Source organism: Photobacterium sp. (genome assembly GCF_033720175.1).
In the GTDB taxonomy this organism is placed as follows: domain Bacteria; phylum Pseudomonadota; class Gammaproteobacteria; order Enterobacterales; family Vibrionaceae; genus Photobacterium.
In genome coordinates this window covers 21,195-38,432 of sequence record NZ_JAWWDA010000009.1, presented here as the reverse complement: position 1 = coordinate 38,432, position 17,238 = coordinate 21,195, and the positions used below count along the sequence as shown (strand labels likewise).

General features: G+C 47.5%; 17 protein-coding genes and 1 pseudogene. 17 read left to right on the top strand and 1 reads right to left on the bottom strand.

Annotation, left to right across the window (positions count from 1 at the left end):
* Positions 1–120: 120 nt before the first annotated feature.
* From R3289_RS11840 to R3289_RS11800, 9 genes and pseudogenes are all read left to right on the top strand, one after another.
* Entirely contained in the window at positions 121–1,164 is a 1,044-nt protein-coding gene (locus tag R3289_RS11840; protein ID WP_318925724.1) for an AraC family transcriptional regulator, read from the top strand.
* 8 nt (positions 1,165–1,172) lie between these two features.
* Positions 1,173–1,622, top strand: a pseudogene (locus R3289_RS11835) (DDE-type integrase/transposase/recombinase); the annotation flags it as partial.
* 127 nt (positions 1,623–1,749) lie between these two features.
* Entirely contained in the window at positions 1,750–2,106 is a 357-nt protein-coding gene (gene hpf / locus R3289_RS11830) for a ribosome hibernation-promoting factor, HPF/YfiA family (RefSeq protein WP_318925722.1), read from the top strand.
* Positions 2,107–2,527: 421 nt separating this feature from the next.
* Positions 2,528–3,679 (top strand): 4Fe-4S dicluster domain-containing protein, encoded by a 1,152-nt coding sequence (locus R3289_RS11825; RefSeq protein WP_318925721.1) that lies wholly within the window; start codon positions 2,528–2,530, stop codon positions 3,677–3,679.
* Positions 3,676–4,494, top strand: coding sequence for an FAD/NAD(P)-binding protein (locus R3289_RS11820; protein ID WP_318925719.1), 819 nt, complete (start codon positions 3,676–3,678; stop codon positions 4,492–4,494). The genes R3289_RS11825 and R3289_RS11820 overlap by 4 nt, the downstream gene beginning before the upstream one ends.
* Position 4,495: 1 nt before the next feature.
* A complete protein-coding gene (locus R3289_RS11815; RefSeq protein ID WP_318925717.1) occupies positions 4,496–5,290 on the top strand; it encodes a sulfhydrogenase subunit delta in 795 nt (264 codons plus the stop codon).
* Positions 5,291–5,302: 12 nt separating this feature from the next.
* Positions 5,303–6,598 carry a Ni/Fe hydrogenase subunit alpha gene (locus R3289_RS11810; protein WP_318925716.1) on the top strand — a complete coding sequence of 432 codons (1,296 nt, stop codon included), beginning with the start codon at positions 5,303–5,305 and terminating at the stop codon, positions 6,596–6,598.
* Between the two features lie 65 nt (positions 6,599–6,663).
* On the top strand, positions 6,664–7,146 hold the full coding sequence (locus R3289_RS11805) for a hydrogenase maturation protease (protein WP_318925715.1): 483 nt from the start codon (positions 6,664–6,666) through the stop codon (positions 7,144–7,146).
* 174 nt (positions 7,147–7,320) lie between these two features.
* A complete protein-coding gene (locus tag R3289_RS11800; RefSeq protein ID WP_318925714.1) occupies positions 7,321–7,791 on the top strand; it encodes a GNAT family N-acetyltransferase in 471 nt (156 codons plus the stop codon).
* Positions 7,792–7,903: 112 nt separating this feature from the next.
* Here R3289_RS11800 and R3289_RS11795 read toward each other — a convergent pair whose 3' ends face one another.
* Complete coding sequence (locus tag R3289_RS11795; protein ID WP_318925713.1) at positions 7,904–9,484, bottom strand: BCCT family transporter; 1,581 nt, start codon at positions 9,482–9,484, stop codon at positions 7,904–7,906.
* A 398-nt stretch (positions 9,485–9,882) separates the two neighbouring features.
* Between R3289_RS11795 and R3289_RS11790 the strand changes: the two genes are divergently transcribed.
* From R3289_RS11790 to R3289_RS11755, 8 genes are all read left to right on the top strand, one after another.
* The gene (locus tag R3289_RS11790) at positions 9,883–10,506 is read left to right on the top strand and encodes a DUF502 domain-containing protein (RefSeq protein ID WP_318925712.1); all 624 of its coding nucleotides are present in this window, start codon (positions 9,883–9,885) and stop codon (positions 10,504–10,506) included.
* 182 nt (positions 10,507–10,688) lie between these two features.
* Entirely contained in the window at positions 10,689–11,036 is a 348-nt protein-coding gene (locus R3289_RS11785) for a RidA family protein (RefSeq protein ID WP_318925711.1), read from the top strand.
* Positions 11,037–11,137: 101 nt separating this feature from the next.
* The gene (locus R3289_RS11780; protein ID WP_318925710.1) at positions 11,138–11,773 is read left to right on the top strand and encodes a DUF3157 family protein; all 636 of its coding nucleotides are present in this window, start codon (positions 11,138–11,140) and stop codon (positions 11,771–11,773) included.
* A 517-nt stretch (positions 11,774–12,290) separates the two neighbouring features.
* Positions 12,291–13,016, top strand: a complete 726-nt coding sequence (locus R3289_RS11775) for a response regulator (protein WP_318925708.1) — start codon at positions 12,291–12,293, stop codon at positions 13,014–13,016.
* Positions 13,017–13,037: 21 nt separating this feature from the next.
* Positions 13,038–14,483, top strand: coding sequence for an ATP-binding protein (locus R3289_RS11770; RefSeq protein WP_318925707.1), 1,446 nt, complete (start codon positions 13,038–13,040; stop codon positions 14,481–14,483).
* A gap of 30 nt (positions 14,484–14,513) precedes the next feature.
* Positions 14,514–15,776: an ABC transporter substrate-binding protein gene (locus R3289_RS11765; protein ID WP_318925890.1), complete on the top strand. Its 1,263-nt coding sequence runs from the start codon at positions 14,514–14,516 to the stop codon at positions 15,774–15,776.
* A 124-nt stretch (positions 15,777–15,900) separates the two neighbouring features.
* Complete coding sequence (locus R3289_RS11760) at positions 15,901–16,191, top strand: hypothetical protein (protein WP_318925706.1); 291 nt, start codon at positions 15,901–15,903, stop codon at positions 16,189–16,191.
* A 143-nt stretch (positions 16,192–16,334) separates the two neighbouring features.
* Positions 16,335–17,165 (top strand): NAD(P)-dependent oxidoreductase, encoded by an 831-nt coding sequence (locus tag R3289_RS11755; RefSeq protein ID WP_318925705.1) that lies wholly within the window; start codon positions 16,335–16,337, stop codon positions 17,163–17,165.
* Positions 17,166–17,238 lie beyond the last annotated feature (73 nt).

Genomic DNA, 17,238 nt, shown 5'->3' with positions numbered 1-17,238 from the left:
AAACGGGTTTTAGGTCGTCCCTAAACGGGTATTTATCTATATTTAAGTTTTAATTATATTTCATCGAGTTATCCTTAATGCGACTCAATAAAGTACCATTTTCTTAATCTAGGACCTGCTATGCTTGCGATTCCCGTTCCGTTCGTCGTCTCTATGTTGCTCGGCTTACTGGCGATAACACTTTATGTCCGATTCGCACAGCAAGCTAAAGTCGCTAGCCTGTTTTTAGGGCTATGTGCTGCGACTACGGCAATGGTCGGTTTACGCTGGACATTTGAGCTCGAAGCTTTCAGCATCGCACAACCTATTCTGGCTTCCACCATACCTATCGCTGCGTGGTATACGTTTGCACATGCAAGTCGCGGTCAAGGCTTCTTGCCAATTAAACATTTTATTGCGCCACTATTTATCGCTGGTAGCTCTGTCACCCAACCTTGGCTGGCAGCCCCACTAGATGAAGTCCTTACCTTAGTTTACGTCGGCTACGGAATTGCACTTATCCGCTTTTCGTCCAAAGAAACTGCGCTGATTAATGTCTCGCTAGGGAATTGGGAAGGGGTTAAGAAAGCAGAGAGTATTGCCGGATGGATGCTGATCTTTTCAGCGTTTGTGGATACATTCATGTCTTTGGATTTCACGTTCAACCAAGGTGAACTGTCACTCTATATCCTCACTGCGGCACATTTAATTCTTTTACCCGTGTTATCGATAGCTGTAGTCGTGGCAGGTATCAATACTCCTGTTTCCGAGGAGCCACAACCACACAAAATGAGCAGCAATCGTGAGGAGTCAACCAGTCCCTCAATCATGACGAAGGAGCGCGCTCAAGAAATCACTTCTATGTTAGATGCTAGAATTCGCCAAGACTCACTTTACCTCGACCCAGAGCTGACTCTTTCCAAACTGACACGTAAGTTAGGTATACCGGCGAAACAGATTTCAATCGCAGTCAATCAAGTCCATGAACAGAACATTTCTAAGCTTATCAATGAGTATCGCATTGAGCACGCCAAATACTCTTTGATTACGTCACAAGACACCATTACCCAGATCTTCATGAACTCCGGCTTTCAGACCAAGTCCAACTTTAACCGCGAGTTTTCAAGAATTACGGGAATGACGCCAAGTGAATATCGAAAAAGTAGATCTGAGCACTCTAGGTGATCTTCACCATCAATAAGCAAGGCGAGACGCTGGATTTCTATTTATCTCACAAGCGTAATGAAGCCGCTTATCAGTTTCTTAGGCGTTGCCTGAGATATTACGACGTAGATAATCAGCCTCAAACGTTAAATACCGACAAGCATTCCTTATGCGCCAATGCGATTACCCGTTTGAAGAAGGAGGGACGACTGCAAGCGGGTGTCGAGCAGCGGCAAGTGAAGTATCTCAATAATGGTATCGAATCCGATCTCGCCCCATCAAGAAGCTCGTTGTAGCCACCGGCGGTTTCAAAATACGAAAACGCGCCTGGTCAACTATCCAGGGATTTGAATCATTGCGGATGTTAAACAAGGGACAATTTGATTTTTGGTTATGTCATGATGAACGTGAAACCCCTTGTGCGGGAGAGATCCGTCTTTATGAGTTGTTTATTCAATTTTGAGGTGGTTTACTCGTAATTTTAAGCCAATGACTGGCTAGATCTGCCTTATCTTGATTATTTGCAACACTCCCGATAACACATGTGCAAATTTACCCTGCGTTTGCTACGTTTAAATGACACAGTGATTGGAGAAGCAGAGTTATATGAAAGTTAACATTCAAACACATCACATATCAATTAATGGCGCCTCACGAAATGAAATTGAAAGTAAATTTGAGAAAGTATCCGCTCACTTTCCGCAACTGATCAGCAGTGACATCATCATCACAAAAGAGCACGGACAGCATGAAGTGGAAATTTTTACCAACTATGAAGGCGTACGGGTTTCAGCAAAATCGACTAACGAGGTAATGTACCCTGCCATTTCAGCAGCATTGAAAAAACTGGAGGCAGGCCTACGTAACCGCAAAGGACAACTGAAATCAGATCTTCACGCAAAGCCAACCAGCCCGAAACCAGAGATTGCTTCAGATATCGTCCAAGAGATGAAATTAGTTTAAGCACATACCACTGACCAGATTCATGAAGCTGGCAATTTTCTGCTGGCTTTTTTAATTTGAATTCGCAGTAAGCAAAAGCCCTGGTCGTGCCTTTGCCCCTCCGATGTTTTCCATAATTAAATTACATTCGATAAATATCAACTTAAGCAATGACACAAACAAGCTTATCTCCCAATGCTTCAGGGCGACTGAACATAAATCCGTATAATCCTCTGTCGTTGACGCATTTATTGGTCTGGGCATGCAGGGTTTATGAGCCATGCTCTTGCACAAGATAAGCGAGCGTAGTCAGAATGAGTCAAATTCTTTGCGAAAGTTATTCCCGCAAAATGTGTCGGTAAAGTACAACCTAATCCAATTTAGCCGTCCGGCCAACTCCCCATGTTCTATACTGATAAGAAATAACGCCGTGGATTAGTGATTGAAAAATATCTCGAAACCGCATAAAAAAATATTAGGCAGGGATGATTTTCACGCCCTGTTTGATGTGTTGTATGCGCTTGATTACAAGGTTATCGGGCCGGTGGTCAAAGATGGTGCAATCGTCTTTGATTACGTCACTGCTCCCCGTCAACTTGTCGCAGGCCTGATTGATGAGCAATCTCCCGGCAGCTATCAGCTGACAGCAAGTTCTTCACTGCGTTATTTTGACTGGAATACCGGCCCTCAGGCGTTAAAGCCATTTCTTTTCAAGCCTCGCGAGACACTATGGACATGTGATGTCGATGATCACAATCTGGTTTTTAACCCAGCTACCGGTAAAGTCGAAAAGCTCGCTTTTATTGGTCTAAGGGCCTGTGATTTGGCAGCACTGGCCCTCCAGGACAAACACTTTTTGCAAGGTCCTTATCAGGACGAATTCTACCAGGCGCAACGAAAACAGATGCTGATCGTGGCAGTCAATTGCAGCCGGAGCGGCAATCAGTGCTTTTGTGTTTCGACCGGAGACGGTCCCGAGGCCAGCTTTTATTATGACATTGTGCTCGATGAGCTAGATGAAGGTTTTTTGCTTGATGGCGGCAGTGAAAAAGGCCAGCAAGTGATGGCGCAACTTCCGCTGACATCCGCCACCCCGGCTCAGCAGAGCAAAGCGAAACAGCAAGTGAAATCAGCGGCGGAGGCCCAGAAAAAAAAGATGCCGCGAAAATCCCAGCTGGCCGGTTTGGTTAAGGCTCTGGATAGCGGTCGTTGGCAGGCGGTGGCAGAACGCTGTTTGGCTTGTGGTAACTGTACCTTGGTTTGTCCTACGTGTTTTTGCAGTAAGCAAGAGTCAGAAAGCGACATCAGTCTGGCGGGTGCTTCGCAAGTCAGGCTATGGGATTCCTGTTTCAGCGAGGAGCATAGTCATATTTTTGGTAAAACGATTCGCCCGACAATTGCTTCACGCTATAAGCAGTGGCTGATCCACAAACTGGTGACCTGGCAACAGCAATACGGGCGTTCGGGGTGTGTCGGCTGCGGCCGCTGTGTTACCTGGTGCCCGGTTGCCATTGATTTGGTCGAAGAAGCGCAGTTATTGGTTAATGAAGTCAACGGGACCGGAGAAAAGACGCATAACGGAGGACACCGATGACCAAAGCGATGCCCATCCCGGCCACCCTGATAAGCTTAACAGAAGAAATCCCCGGAATTGTGACGTTGTCACTGAAGATTGAGACGGATGCCCCGTTTGAGTGCCATTATGGCCAGTTCAATATGCTGTATCTGTTTGGCGTCGGCGAGGTGGCCATTTCAATTATGGGGTGGAAGGAAGGTGTGCTGCTGCATACCGTTCGTGCCGTCGGGCGAGTGACACAAGCACTCACGGCGATTAAGGTCGGGCAGCAAATTGGCCTTCGGGGCCCCTTCGGCAATGGCTGGCCGCTGACGGAAGCCATCGCCAAAGATCTGGTGTTTATTACCGCCGGACTAGGGTGTGCTCCTGCCGTTGCGGCGATAAACCATGCGATCACACATCGTCAGAATTATCGTAAGATCGTGATCCTGCAAGGGGTTAAACATCGCCAGGATTTGTTGTGGAAACAACAATATGACACCTGGCGGGATCATCATAATTGCCAGGTGCTACTGGCTGCCAGCGAGGAAAAAAAACGCCAACAGCACTGGCAGCTGGGTATGGTTACCGAACTGCTTAACAATGCGGATTTTGATATCGACAACTGCGTCGTCATGATGTGTGGCCCTGAAATTATGATGAAGGCGGCAATCAAACAACTTGCCGAACTCGGCGTCGCCGATGATGCTTACTATTTGAGCATGGAACGTAACTTTCAATGTGGTCAGGGATTTTGTGGCCACTGTCAGATTGGTCCGTATTTTGTCTGTAAGGACGGGCCGGTATTTCATTTCCCGGCCATCAAGCCCTGGTTTGGACTGAACGGATTTTGATATGTCAAAGTTGACGGTTGCCATTCATAAACTGACTTCCTGCTCCGGCTGCCAGCTGGCCTTTCTTAATCAGGGTGAGGGGCTGTTAAGTTTGCTCGAGCGGGCCGAGATCCTTCATTTCGTTGAAGGGGGGATTTATAACCCGGAGTGTCCGGTCGACATCGCTTTTGTCGAAGGCAGCATATCGACGCCCCATGATCTGGAGCGGGTAAAAGCGATCCGAACCCACAGCAAGCTTGTGGTCACGATCGGCGCCTGTGCGACTTCTGGCGGGGTGCAGGCCCTGCGCAACTTTTCGCAATTATACGGTAAAACGCCTTCAATGAAATTGCAGGTCTATGCCCGGCCTGATTTTATTGAAACTCTGGATAATTCTGAACCTGTCGCCAGCGCAGTCAAAGTCGATTACGAATTGTGGGGCTGTCCGGTTTCAGCGGCGCAGGTTAATCGTTTTTTAGTTCAGCTGCTGCTCGGCACACAAGCCAAAGCGGAGAAAGAAAAGCTCTGCATGCAGTGCAAGCGACAACAGATCATCTGTGTGCTGGTTACCAAGCAGGCGCCCTGTCTCGGTCCCACCACACGTAACGGATGCGGGGCGCTATGTCCTGCTTACGGCAAAGCGTGCTACAGCTGTTATGGACCTTCAGAGCAGCCCAATTGCCGCAGCCTTGCCAACCGGCTGAAGGGGATTGGGCTGGTTGATTGGGAGGTGGTAAACCGTTTTGCGCAAATTCATTGCCATTCCCCTGAATATCGTAAAGAGATCGAGCACTGGGCACCGGACAGCAAAAAATAATAAGGAGCGGATATGACCCGGCGGAAAATCAGAATCAAGGTGCCTTTTATTACCCGCATCGAGGGGGAAGCGTCACTGGAATTTGATGCCGGTGATGATCAGATAGACCAGTTGCATTTGAAGATCTTTGAGCCGCCGCGTTTATTTGAACAATTCCTGATCGGAAAAAATTATATCGACGCCCCAGAATTGAGCGCTCGTATTTGCGGGATCTGCCCCATGGCCTATCAGTTGACGTCTATTTTGGCCTTTGAGAAATTATTTCAGGTAGAGATCCCTGAACCTATCGCCCAGCTAAGGCGGGTGATGAATCTGGGGGAGTGGATTCAAAGCCATGCCCTGCATATTCACTTTCTCGCCTTGCCGGATTTCCTCGGTTTTGACAATGCGCTTGAGATGGCAAAGCATCATCCCGATGTCTTTAAGCGCGGAGTCAGGATCCAGGCTCTCGGCAACGGTGTTATGGCGCTGCTCGGTGGCCGCAGTGTTCATCCTATCGGGTTGAAAGTGGGCGGCTTTGAACGCTTGCTTGCTCATGATGAACTCAATGCACTTAAAGCCAAGGCGGAAGATACCCGTCGGCTGGCGCATGATCTGGTTATTTTTTGCGCTTCGCTGAAGCGTCCCGATTATTCATACGGTTTCGATTATGTGAGCTTAAAGTCAGAGAGTTGTTACCCCATTAATGGGGGCAGGATTGCCAGCGCTTCGGATCTGCTCATTGATGTCGAAGATTATCAGGATTTTTTCAAAGAGCATCAGGAGCCTCATTCGACGGCACTTTATTCGATGTTGCATGGACAGGATTATCTGGTGGGGCCGCTGGCACGGTTTAATAACAATTTTGCTCAGTTAGACGATGAAACCCGGCAGTTGGCGGTACAGGTGGGTCTGGACGGGGCGAGCCTGAATATGTTTGACAGTATTGTGATCCGGGCACTGGAACTTCACTACGCCATCAACGAAATCTGCCGCCTCTTAGAGAGTCTCTGTTTGCCCGATGAGCCGAGCGTGACCGTCACGCCAAGGGCCGGGGATTGCTGCCATGCAACCGAAGCGCCCAGGGGCCTGATTTACCATCGTTATAAGCTCGATGAAAAAGGCAGGATAATAAACTGCACCATCATACCGCCAACAAGTCAGAACCAGGCCCGGATTGAGCAGGATCTGAAACACTCGGTACAGGTATACGGACTTGAACACAGTGATGAAGAGCTGAAGCTGTTCTGTGAGCAGGTGATCCGCAACTATGACCCCTGTATTTCCTGCTCGACTCATTTCCTGCAACTCAAAGTCAACAGAGTCTGAGGCAAAGCAAATTCAGTTATGCTCACCGGCCACAGGATTGAGGGGTATTACATGCGCGGTATAAGATGATCAATATCATTTGCTTTGGTAACCAGCTTTGTAGTGACGATGGTGTGGGTTATGCCGTATTTGAACAGTTACAGACAGAGCTGGCCGCCAGACCAGCAGACGAGCCCCGAATTCAGCTATTTTACGCTGCTAACTCTGGACAGCGGGCGTTGCCCCTGTTTTTCAATTGCACCCATACCATTGTGGTTGATGCGCTTGAGAGCCAGTCATTTGGACATCCGGGCAAGCTTTACTGCTTTGACGGGGACGATTTACAGTCAATGACTGGCACCGACAGAGAAATGCATATCAGCAGTCACATGATGGCGTTGCCGCAAATCTGGCAGTTATTGAATACGGTGATGGAAACGCCGCCTAAAATGACAGTTTTTGCGATAGAAGTGGCTGATGTAACAGCGTTTAATCAAGCTATCAGCGGCAAGGTCGCCACAGCGGTACCGGAAGTTACCCGCCGGATAATCGAGCTCTGTGGGCAATAGCCAATGACCAATATTGCATTCAATGCTTCGAAAATTTTAATTTTTTGATCTGCTATGCAAATAAGTGTTTATAAAATCAATAGAATATACCAATGAGACAAATGTCTCTTCCAGGCCCAGTGAATGCTGGCGCCGGCTTTAGCATATTCTACAGAAGTATTAGAAAACAAAATCATGAATTTACGATTAGCCACAGAAAAGGATTTAGACGAAATCTGCCTGCTATCACAGCAGATCAATACACAGCATTACCATGGCGCACCACAGGTATTTGCTGCCCCCAAAAGCGTCCACAGAGACAGGTCATACTGGCGCGACAACTTTAATGCCGAAGGTGCCGTGTTCATTGTGGCTGAAATTGACAATAAGGTTGTCGGTTTTATTCTTGCATTGATCACTGAAAACACGACAGTCAGCTTCATACAAAAAAAGAAAGTGTGCCGGGTAAAAACGGTCGTCGTGTCAGAGGGTTTTCAAGGTCAGGGTATAGGTAAAAAATTGATGGAAGCCGTCGAACTGTGGTCAATCAGCGAAGGTGTTGATGAAGTCCGGCTGGAAGTGATGGAATTTAATGACCAAGCGCAAGAGTTCTACGGCTCCATTGGCTTTCAAACCCAGTCACGGATATTGTCAAAATCAATCTGATGCGGAATAAAAAATCAGCCTCAACCCAATGGTTGAGACTGATTAGAACGCTTTATGATCCCATTCGAGCCAGCTCAAACGATCAACATAGCGAAGGGGGATCGGTTGATCATTATCGGTATAAAATACGTTCGGTATTTAAGCCCTTAACCAGACTGACGCACATCAGTAGCAGGACAAAGGTAAAGGGCAGAGCTGTCGCCACTACGCCAGACTGTAATGCCTGAAGTGCCTCTTTACCACCAATCCAAAGCATGACAGCTGCGATGGCACCTTCTACCGTTGCCCAGAAAATTCGTTGTGGAATCGGCGCATCCACCTTACCACCAGCAGTGATACTGTCGATCACCAGTGAGCCTGAATCAGATGAGGTGATGAAGAAGATCAGTATCAATACAATAGAAAGGACAGAAATTGCAGAACCAAATGGTAAGGCGTCGTATACGTGGAACAAAGTCAGTGAAATATCATTCAAACCATTAGCCCCCAGTTCGCCGATCTTATTGGCCACCTGATCGAGAGCGATACCGCCGAAAACCGACATCCAAATGATGGTCATTAGCGTCGGAATAAAAGTCACTGCAAACAGGAATTCGCGCACGGTACGGCCTTTAGATATGCGGGCAATAAACATACCTACAAATGGTGACCATGAAATCCACCATGCCCAGTAGAAGACCGTCCAGCCGTGCATCCATGTCGTATCTTCACGGCCATGCGGGTTACTCAGGCCAATGATATTTTCTACGTAAGCCATGAATGTTTCTGGAATCGAATTCACCACAATATCAAAGCTGACGTAAGTAACAAACACCAGCAGCGCTAATGCAAACAACATATTGATGTTACTCAGTACCTTAACACCGCCATCGATACCACGAACAACAGATAAAATGGCAATAAAAGTCACGAACGCAATGACGACAAGCTGCATACCAATGCCGCCATCGGTACCAAATACGTGGTTGATTCCGCTGGTGGCCTGCTGTGCCCCCAACCCAAGAGACGTTGCCAAACCAAACAGAGTTGCCAGTACCGCCATAATATCGACGACATGACCAAGCCAGCCCCAGGCTCTGTCGCCAAAGATCGGGTAGAACACAGAGCGCATCGACAGCGGCAGCCCCTTGTTAAAAGCAAAAAAGGCCAGCGCGAGTGCGACAATCGCATAGATAGACCAGCCGTGGATACCCCAGTGGAAGATAGTCGCCCCCATGGCGAGTGACTTCGCTTCTGCCGAGTACGGCTCCACGTTAAAAGGCGTGCCCCACCAGTCAGTAAAGTAAGCCGTAGGTTCAGCCACGCCCCAAAATAGAAGGCCGATCCCCATACCTGCAGCAAAAAGCATCGCCAGCCATGAAGGAGTAGAGTGCTCTGGCGCGCAATCTTTGCCGCCAATACGGATCTTGCCAAATGGTGAAAGCATCAATACCAAGGTGAAGAGCACGAAAAAGTTGGTTGACCACATGAAGAAGACGTCAAAATTTTCAATGATGCCGTTCTTAAGGTTGTTTAGTGCTTCTTTTGCGGTATTGGGGTCGACGATTAGCAGGGTTGAAAGGAATAAGAAAATAAGACCTGCACTGATTCCGAATACGGAGTTATGAATATCAAAACCCCACTTTTGAATGTTGTCTTGACCGACCTGATAGTCAGTTGTTTCGATACTGTATTTCTTTAATATGCTATCCATAAATGATGCTGAAACGTGCCACAAAAGATGCCAGAACGTTTCGTTTTTGATCCTTTCATTATGAAAAAGTAAAAGCCTAATAATCTCTACACATGAAGATAATTAGACCACTAAATATAAAGCGGGCGAAATGTTAACAAATATGTCATTAAAACTCAAGTTGTGACAGGTTGTGCAGGGTGTCTTGCTGGGTTGGAGGTGGTTTTTTGTGACTTTATATTATGTGTTCTAAGTGTTTTTTTGGTGGTGGGAGTGAGGCATGAAATACCGGCAACGGTTCAGATTTGAGTCTTTAGCAATAATTACCTGAATTTGAGTGCTACCAGCACATTGAAAGTGTCGACCCGTCGAAGGGAGCCTATGCTTTATATCAGCCCCCTTGCATGGAGAACGTCACAATGTTTGGTTTTATCAGCAAAAATATTATTACCGGGCTTGTGACCATATTGCCTGTCGTACTCACTCTCTACCTCCTTTACTGGTTTGCGGTATCGGTAGAGTCGCTATTAGGAGGGCTAATTCAAGCACTCCTCCCTGGCGAATGGTATTGGCCTGGCATGGGGCTGGCTGCCGGGCTGCTGGTCTTTTTTATCGCGGGATTGATGATGAATGCCTACCTGGTGCAGCGCATGTTCGCCAAAAGCGAACAGGTTTTTTACCATATGCCGGTAGCCAGAACCTTATATCCAGCTATTCGCGACTTTTTTGACTATTTCTCACCTACTACCCGCAAGGAATTTGAACAGGTTGTTGCCGTGACTTTGGGGGAAACCGGGATGCAGGTAATCGGTTTTGTTACCCAGCCGCTCCCAGAGCGAATGCCGAAGTCTTTTCGCGATGAGGACAGTGTCTTAGTCTATCTGCCCTTAAGCTATATGATAGGTGGCTACGCAGTGCTAATCCCCCGCAGCGCAGTACGTCCTCTTGATATGAAAATTGAAGAAGCGATGCGGTTTAGCCTAACCGCCGGGATGGCCGGAACCAGTTCTAAGACCAGTTCCCCTGAGCATAAAAATGACTAACTGCGCTCTTTTCCCCGTGGTGCCTGAAAAAGCGATGGGGCGGGATAAATTTTGTCTAAAGTAACTATTTTTTATTGTGTTAGCTATTTAATAATACCGTTACACTATGTGTTTTATGCCCTTTGATACCGATTTATGGTGGTGAGAGCATGGTTTATTAATTATAAAGAAGGCTGATAATAATGATTGAACGTCTGGAAACCAAGCAACGCATGAGCCGTGTTGTTAAGCATAACGGCACTATTTATTTGTGTGGCCAGGTATGTAAAGACGCAACTCAGGGGATCAAAGAGCAGACAGCAACCATGCTGGAAAAAGTTGAAGATCTTCTTGAGCAGGCAGGCAGTGATAAAGAGCATATGCTGTCAGCAACAATCTACATCAAAGATATGAAAGATTTTGCTGAAATGAATGAAGTTTGGGACAACTGGGTGCCGGAAGGTCATGCGCCTGCTCGTGCTTGCGTTGAAGCAAGTATGGCGCGCGACGTATTACTGGTTGAGATCTCGGTTATTGCAGCAGAAAAATAAACGGCTGCAACTTAACTGGGGACCTTAGTTGCCTGCCAGCCCAGCTCGTTGAAACGAGTCTTTTGAAGTGGGGTGGAGGCAGATAGTCATAAGGATGAAAGATGAAAACAATGGCCCGGTTATGTGGGGTATTGGTGGCATTGGCAACGACGGGCAACGCTTGGGCTGCCGCTCAAATCGTCACTCTGCAAGATGGCCGGCAAGTTGTGCTGCATGATGATTTTACCTGGCAATACGCAGCGCCGGTTATTGAGAGCCCCACAGCTGTCGCGAAGACCCAGGCTGATGTTAAGGTCAGTACCGATAGTGCCAAGCCTGCGGTTATGGCTATTCCAGTAGCTGCCGCCAGCTCGGTGGCGATACCGGTGGCAACCGCGCAAAAAGGAGTTCGGGTTGAACTGGGTGCGAGCAAAAACATCCAGCAGCTCAGTACAAGCGGTATTGATGTGTTATTGCAATCAGCACGGTATGAAAACGGCAGGCTGATCATTCCAACCATGCTAACGAATCAGGGGACCGGAGCGGTGGTTTCGGTAGTCCTGAAGGTTAAGCTGATGAGTGAAAACGGTAGGGAGCTGGCCAGTGAAGATGTGCCGATCTGGTCATCTATCAAGCGCGTGCCGGAGACTTATTTTCGCCCGAAAACCCAGCAGGAAGGCAAGCCAGTGAAACTCTCTGTCCCTGAAGCTTCAGCGTATTTTATCCGTGCTGAAATCATTGAGGTCGAACACTGGTAACAAGGTCTTATTGAATAGACAGCAGGCATGCCACTATATGCCTGCTTTTTTATACCGAACCACTTCAGGCGAGAATCAGATCTTCCTTTGAGGTTGTATTCTTGCTGTTTTCACCGTTCTAAATTTAATCATCTCACCGAGGTCAATGATCGTAATCCAGCACTCCGTTCCGGCTTCTCGTCGCAAAAGGCATAGGCAGAACTGACTATAGTCAAAGATATCAATACTAACTAAGCCATTAGACCCGTTTGCAGAAGGTAACCCTTTACCGTTGTGATCCCAATAGGGATAATAGTCTGAATTGCCGCGATAATTGTACTGTGATTAATATTATTGGCCTGTTGGTTATGAGCAGCGGTGAATAATACGTGTCTTGCGGTGCATGAAAATGTCCACAAAACCCTGCAGGCTTCAAACTTTCAACCAGATGACAGTGAATTTAATGAAACATTGATTAACACTGTGCTGATAGTATAAATAGGCTGGTTTTTAATGGCCAGTATTAAAGGAAGACCGGATGATTGCGAACAAAAAGGTCCTCGTAGTTGATGATGATCAGGAGATTCGTGAACTCTTAGATGAATATTTGACAAAAGCGGGTTTTGACGTTACCACAGCCGCTGAAGGCGAGGAAATGAAGCGTCGGCTGTTGATGGGGTATCCTGATCTTATCCTGCTGGATGTGATGATGCCCGGTGATGATGGTTTTACCCTGTGCCAGCATATCCGTAAAACCTCTGATGTCCCGATCATTATGCTCACAGCCGTCTCAGATGAGATGGATCAGATCATTGGATTAGAGCTGGGCGCTGATGATTATATCGCCAAGCCATTTAGCCCGAGACAACTAATGGCGCGAATTAAAGCGCTGATGCGCAGGGTGCGTCCGACAGAAATTCAACAGCCTGCTGCCGTGCCGAAAGTGATTCGTTTTTCTCACTGGCGGTTAGAAACCCTGTCTCACCGTTTGTATGATTTGGAAAAAAATGAAGATTACGAGCTGTCTGGTAGTGACTTTTCGTTGTTAATGCTATTTCTAACCCGTCCTAATGAAATCTTGGACCGAGATACTATTTCCTGTGTGACTCGTGGCCGTGAAGCTTTGCCTCTGGAACGTGGGATTGATGTACAGCTGAGCCGTTTACGCCAGCGTTTGGGTGATAAAGGAAAACAGCCGAGGCTGATCAAAACGATGCGTGGTAATGGTTATATTTTTACCGCAGATGTGACCTACGAAAACTAGCCTGGTTTGGGTAATGATTGAATGAACTTGAAAAAATTATGGCCTAAATCGCTGGTGGCGCGCACCTTGTGGCTGACGCTACTTGCGGTGTTTCTGGCACAGATGATCGCGACCTTAATTTGGTACGGCCAATCGAAGCAGCGGGATCTGGAAGGGCTCGAATCGACTTCTGCCAGTATGGCGACCATGTTCGCTTCCACGGTGAATTTTTTCCAGTCGTTACCCTTGCAATACCGGCATATTGTTCTCGATCAGCTGCGTAATATGGGGGGAACCCGTTTTTTTGTTTCTTTCAATGAAGAAGAGATCCTGATTGACCCTATTCCGGCATCGAAACTGAAAAATACGGCGGTGGATGCCATTCAAAACGTACTGAATGAAAAGTTACCCCGGCTTAATGTCATCAAGGTCGAATTCTCTCGCCCTGAAACCCTGCACGTGTTAAAGAATGACATTCTGCTCAGTGATTTACCGCCTTCCTGGGCGGATCATACGCTGAGTTTGGAGCCGCTGAACCCACCGATTCTGGTTGTTCAGCTGGAACTGGCAACCAACGAATGGTTGTATATTGCCGCCCTGCTTCCCGCGCCATATGTCATGCTGGATGACGAGATTATTACCAGGCAACAGGTGATTTTTCTCGCGTTTATTACCGCTTTGCTGCTGGTCTTTACTTACTTTATGGTTCGCCGCCAGACCAAGCCTCTCAAGCGATTAGCCAATGCCGCAAATGCGCTAAGCCTGGATATCTACCAGCCTCCGTTGAAAGAAGAGGGGGCCAGCGAGTTAGTGACGGCAACGCAGGCTTTTAACCGAATGCAGATGCGATTACGCCGCTATATAGATGACAGAGAGCACTTGTTCTCGGCTATTTCCCATGATTTGAAAACCCCCATTACTCGCCTCAGGTTACGCGCAGAGCTGATAGACGATGAAGCGAAAATCGAGAAATTCAACCGGGATCTGGATGAGTTGGAGATGATGGTCAAAGGGGCGCTGCAAACGGTTCGCGATACCGATCTGCATGAGAATTTAGTGCAGGTTGATCTCTCTGAAATGCTGCACAGTATCGCCGAGAGCCATAATAACGGCCAGAAGAAGGTGACTATTCCTGACACGCCGATTGCACCGTTAATGGGTAAACCTTTAGCACTCAAGCGCTGTCTGACCAACCTGATTGATAATGGCGTGAAATACGGTGAGAAGGTCGAGCTTATCGTGGCAGATGAGCATGATGCACTAGTATTAATCATTAAGGATCAGGGGAGAGGGATCCCGGAAGAATCAATGGAAGCGGTATTTGAACCCTATTTCCGTGTAGCAACGGATGATGAAGGTCATGGTTTAGGGATGGGGATCGCCCGTAATATTCTTCATGCCCATGGCGGCGATCTTACGATCCATAATTCAAAACATGGTGGCTTAGAAGTTAAAGTCTTTATTCCGCGCCTGGTTGAAAATGTCTGACGCGGCGCTGAAATACAGAAGAACGAGATGATGAAAATAACCCGAACGCTGCGTGCAATAACATTCGCACTGACTTTCGCCGCAACGGCAACCACCGCCCATGCAGGGGAAGTGGAAGTACTGCACTGGTGGACATCCGGTGGCGAAGCCAGATCAGTTGCGGTGCTGAAAAGCATGATGGAGCAACAAGGCAACAGCTGGAAAGATTTTGCGGTTGCTGGTGGTGGCGGTGAAAGTGCGATGAGGGTGTTAAAAACACGTGCGGTATCAGGTAATCCGCCATCAGCAGCTCAGATCAAAGGGCATGATATTCAGGAGTGGGGTCGGTTAGGGTTTCTGACCAATTTGAATGATGTTGCTACCGCCGAGGAATGGGGTGAGGTCGTACCGGAAGTTGTTGCGAACGTGATGAAGTATAATGGTGAGTATGTTGCGGTACCCGTAAATGTTCACCGTGTTAACTGGTTGTGGGCAAATCCGGACGTGTTCAGAAAATCCGGCGCCCAAGTGCCGACAACCCTTGGTGAGTTCTTTATTGCCGCCGATAAAATAAAAGCCGCGGGTTTTATTCCTTTGGCTCATGGCGGACAGCCATGGCAGGACGTGACGCTTTTCGAAGCGGTCGCATTAGCGGTGCTCGGCTCTGAAGATTACAACAGGGCCTTTGTCGATCTGGATATGGATGTGCTATCGGGCAAGAAGATGGTTGAAGCCTTCACGCAGTTCAAAAAAATGCATGATTATATCGATACGAATGCCCGTGGACGCCAATGGAACACGGCGACCGCTATGGTCATTAATGGCGAAGCGGCAATGCAGATCATGGGCGACTGGGCAAAAGGTGAATTTGCTGACGCAGGCAAAGTACCGGGTATAGATTATATCTGTGCCCCGGCGCCGGGAACGGCAGATCAGTTCACCTTCAATATTGATAGCTTTGCCTTCTTCAAGCTAAGTGGGGCAAAAGAAGATAAGCAAGCTCAGAAAGATCTCGCAAAAACCATTATGACCAAGGAATTTCAGGAGATCTTCAATCTTAATAAAGGGTCGATTCCGGTTCGCTTAGATATGAACATGAAAAAATTCGACCAGTGTGCACTGGACTCGATGGCGGCGTTTAAAGCCACGGCAAAAAGCGGTGATCTGGTGCCGAGTATGTCACAGGGCCTGTCGACAACCAGCTATGCTCAGCGAGCAATCTTCGATGTTGTCAGTAACTTTTTTAACCGAGAATCAGCGGATCCTGAGAAGACTGTGCAGAGGCTGTCTCGTGCGGTGAAAGCGGCGATGTAAGATGGGCTGAATGGAATTCCCCTGTGGCTCGAGAATATTTGTCTTTAATCATTCAGCGAAAGGGGGCTGATACACCCAACAGCACCTAATATTACCTTATCAGCCACCCCAAAAAGGGATATGTATGAATAGCGCAGAAAATCGAGAAAGAGTCCTGTCATACATTGTCACCGAAGGCTTGTGCAGCAGAGCATATGCCGAATATTGGTATAAACACGAACAAATCCCCGCGATGGCAATGGAGACGCCAGAACATATTGTCAGGAGTGGTCAAGTAGATGCACTGCTGGATTATCTCAAGGCGCTAACACTTGAACCAAAGTTGAAACAAGAAGGTGCATCTGACGAAGATGATTATCCCGTTAATGTGTTCGGTGATTCTCTCGGAATGAACAACCCGGATAAGTACTGCTGATTGATTTAGGAATCATTAAAAAAGGGCTCATTGTGTGACCTAGAATGTCCGGTTTTGGGCAAGTAAGAAGCTGAAAAAAGTAAGAGTCCCAGGGATAAAAAAGCGTCTATACTTTAGGTTTGTCATGGAATGGACGCAGAATAATGATGGCACTCCTAACAGGAAAAACGGTTTTTATTACCGGCTCAAGCCGCGGTATTGGTCGAGAAATTGCGCTGATTTGTGCAGAGCATGGGGCGAATGTCGTTATTGCGGCAAAGTCAGATCAGCCGCACCCTAAGCTTCCGGGTACTATCCACAGTGTTGCTCAAGAAGTTGAAGCTGCCGGCGGTAAGGCATTGGCGATAAAGTTGGATATTCGTGATGAAGATGCCGTACAGGTTGCAATGCAACATGCTGCCGAAACGTTTGGTGGTATTGATGTATTGGTCAATAATGCCAGTGCTATTTCGTTGAGCCGGTTGCAAGATATGGAGGTAAAGCGCTTTGATCTGTTACATTCGATCAATGTTCGCGGGACATTGGTCTGCTCAAAGGCGGCAATTCCTTATCTTAAAAAGAGCCAGAACGGCCATATTATTACCTTGTCACCTCCAATTAATCTCTCCTCTCATTGGTTAAAGCCTTATATCCCTTATACGTTGACAAAATATGGTATGACTCTGTTAACTTTGGGGTTGGCCGAAGAGCTCAGGGGCGACGGTATTTCGGCATCCACATTGTGGCCGCAAACTACCATTGCCACAGCTGCGATTGAGTTTGCCCTTGATAAAGAGCTACTGAAGCGTTCGAGAACGCCACGCATTATGGCACAAGCCGCGTTGGAGATTATCAACACTGAAAATTTACAACTGAGTGGCCAGACACTGATTGATGAATCCTTGCTTAGAGAGCGGGGCGTCTCTGATTTTGAGCAATTTAAATTTGATCCCCATGCGCAAGATTTGATGCGGGATTTATTTCTCGATGCATGATATCCAAGCCGAATACTAAGGTCGCTTGGGGATATTTGCCGTTATCGGGGAAATTGGCTGTCTGCAACCCGTT

Bases quoted from the DNA above. Each gene is read 5' to 3' on its own strand.
- R3289_RS11780 (WP_318925710.1), top strand. From the start codon at position 11,138: ATGAAAACAATGGCCCGGTTATGTGGGGTATTGGTGGCATTGGCAACG.
- R3289_RS11805 (WP_318925715.1), top strand. From the start codon at position 6,664: ATGATCAATATCATTTGCTTTGGTAACCAGCTTTGTAGTGACGATGGT.
- R3289_RS11755 (WP_318925705.1), top strand. From the start codon at position 16,335: ATGATGGCACTCCTAACAGGAAAAACGGTTTTTATTACCGGCTCAAGC.
- R3289_RS11775 (WP_318925708.1), top strand. From the start codon at position 12,291: ATGATTGCGAACAAAAAGGTCCTCGTAGTTGATGATGATCAGGAGATT.
- R3289_RS11815 (WP_318925717.1), top strand. From the start codon at position 4,496: ATGTCAAAGTTGACGGTTGCCATTCATAAACTGACTTCCTGCTCCGGC.
- R3289_RS11795 (WP_318925713.1), bottom strand. From the start codon at position 9,484: ATGGATAGCATATTAAAGAAATACAGTATCGAAACAACTGACTATCAG.
- R3289_RS11765 (WP_318925890.1), top strand. From the start codon at position 14,514: ATGAAAATAACCCGAACGCTGCGTGCAATAACATTCGCACTGACTTTC.
- R3289_RS11800 (WP_318925714.1), top strand. From the start codon at position 7,321: ATGAATTTACGATTAGCCACAGAAAAGGATTTAGACGAAATCTGCCTG.
- hpf (WP_318925722.1), top strand. From the start codon at position 1,750: ATGAAAGTTAACATTCAAACACATCACATATCAATTAATGGCGCCTCA.
- R3289_RS11810 (WP_318925716.1), top strand. From the start codon at position 5,303: ATGACCCGGCGGAAAATCAGAATCAAGGTGCCTTTTATTACCCGCATC.
- R3289_RS11820 (WP_318925719.1), top strand. From the start codon at position 3,676: ATGACCAAAGCGATGCCCATCCCGGCCACCCTGATAAGCTTAACAGAA.
- R3289_RS11790 (WP_318925712.1), top strand. From the start codon at position 9,883: ATGTTTGGTTTTATCAGCAAAAATATTATTACCGGGCTTGTGACCATA.
- R3289_RS11770 (WP_318925707.1), top strand. From the start codon at position 13,038: ATGAACTTGAAAAAATTATGGCCTAAATCGCTGGTGGCGCGCACCTTG.
- R3289_RS11785 (WP_318925711.1), top strand. From the start codon at position 10,689: ATGATTGAACGTCTGGAAACCAAGCAACGCATGAGCCGTGTTGTTAAG.
- R3289_RS11840 (WP_318925724.1), top strand. From the start codon at position 121: ATGCTTGCGATTCCCGTTCCGTTCGTCGTCTCTATGTTGCTCGGCTTA.
- R3289_RS11760 (WP_318925706.1), top strand. From the start codon at position 15,901: ATGAATAGCGCAGAAAATCGAGAAAGAGTCCTGTCATACATTGTCACC.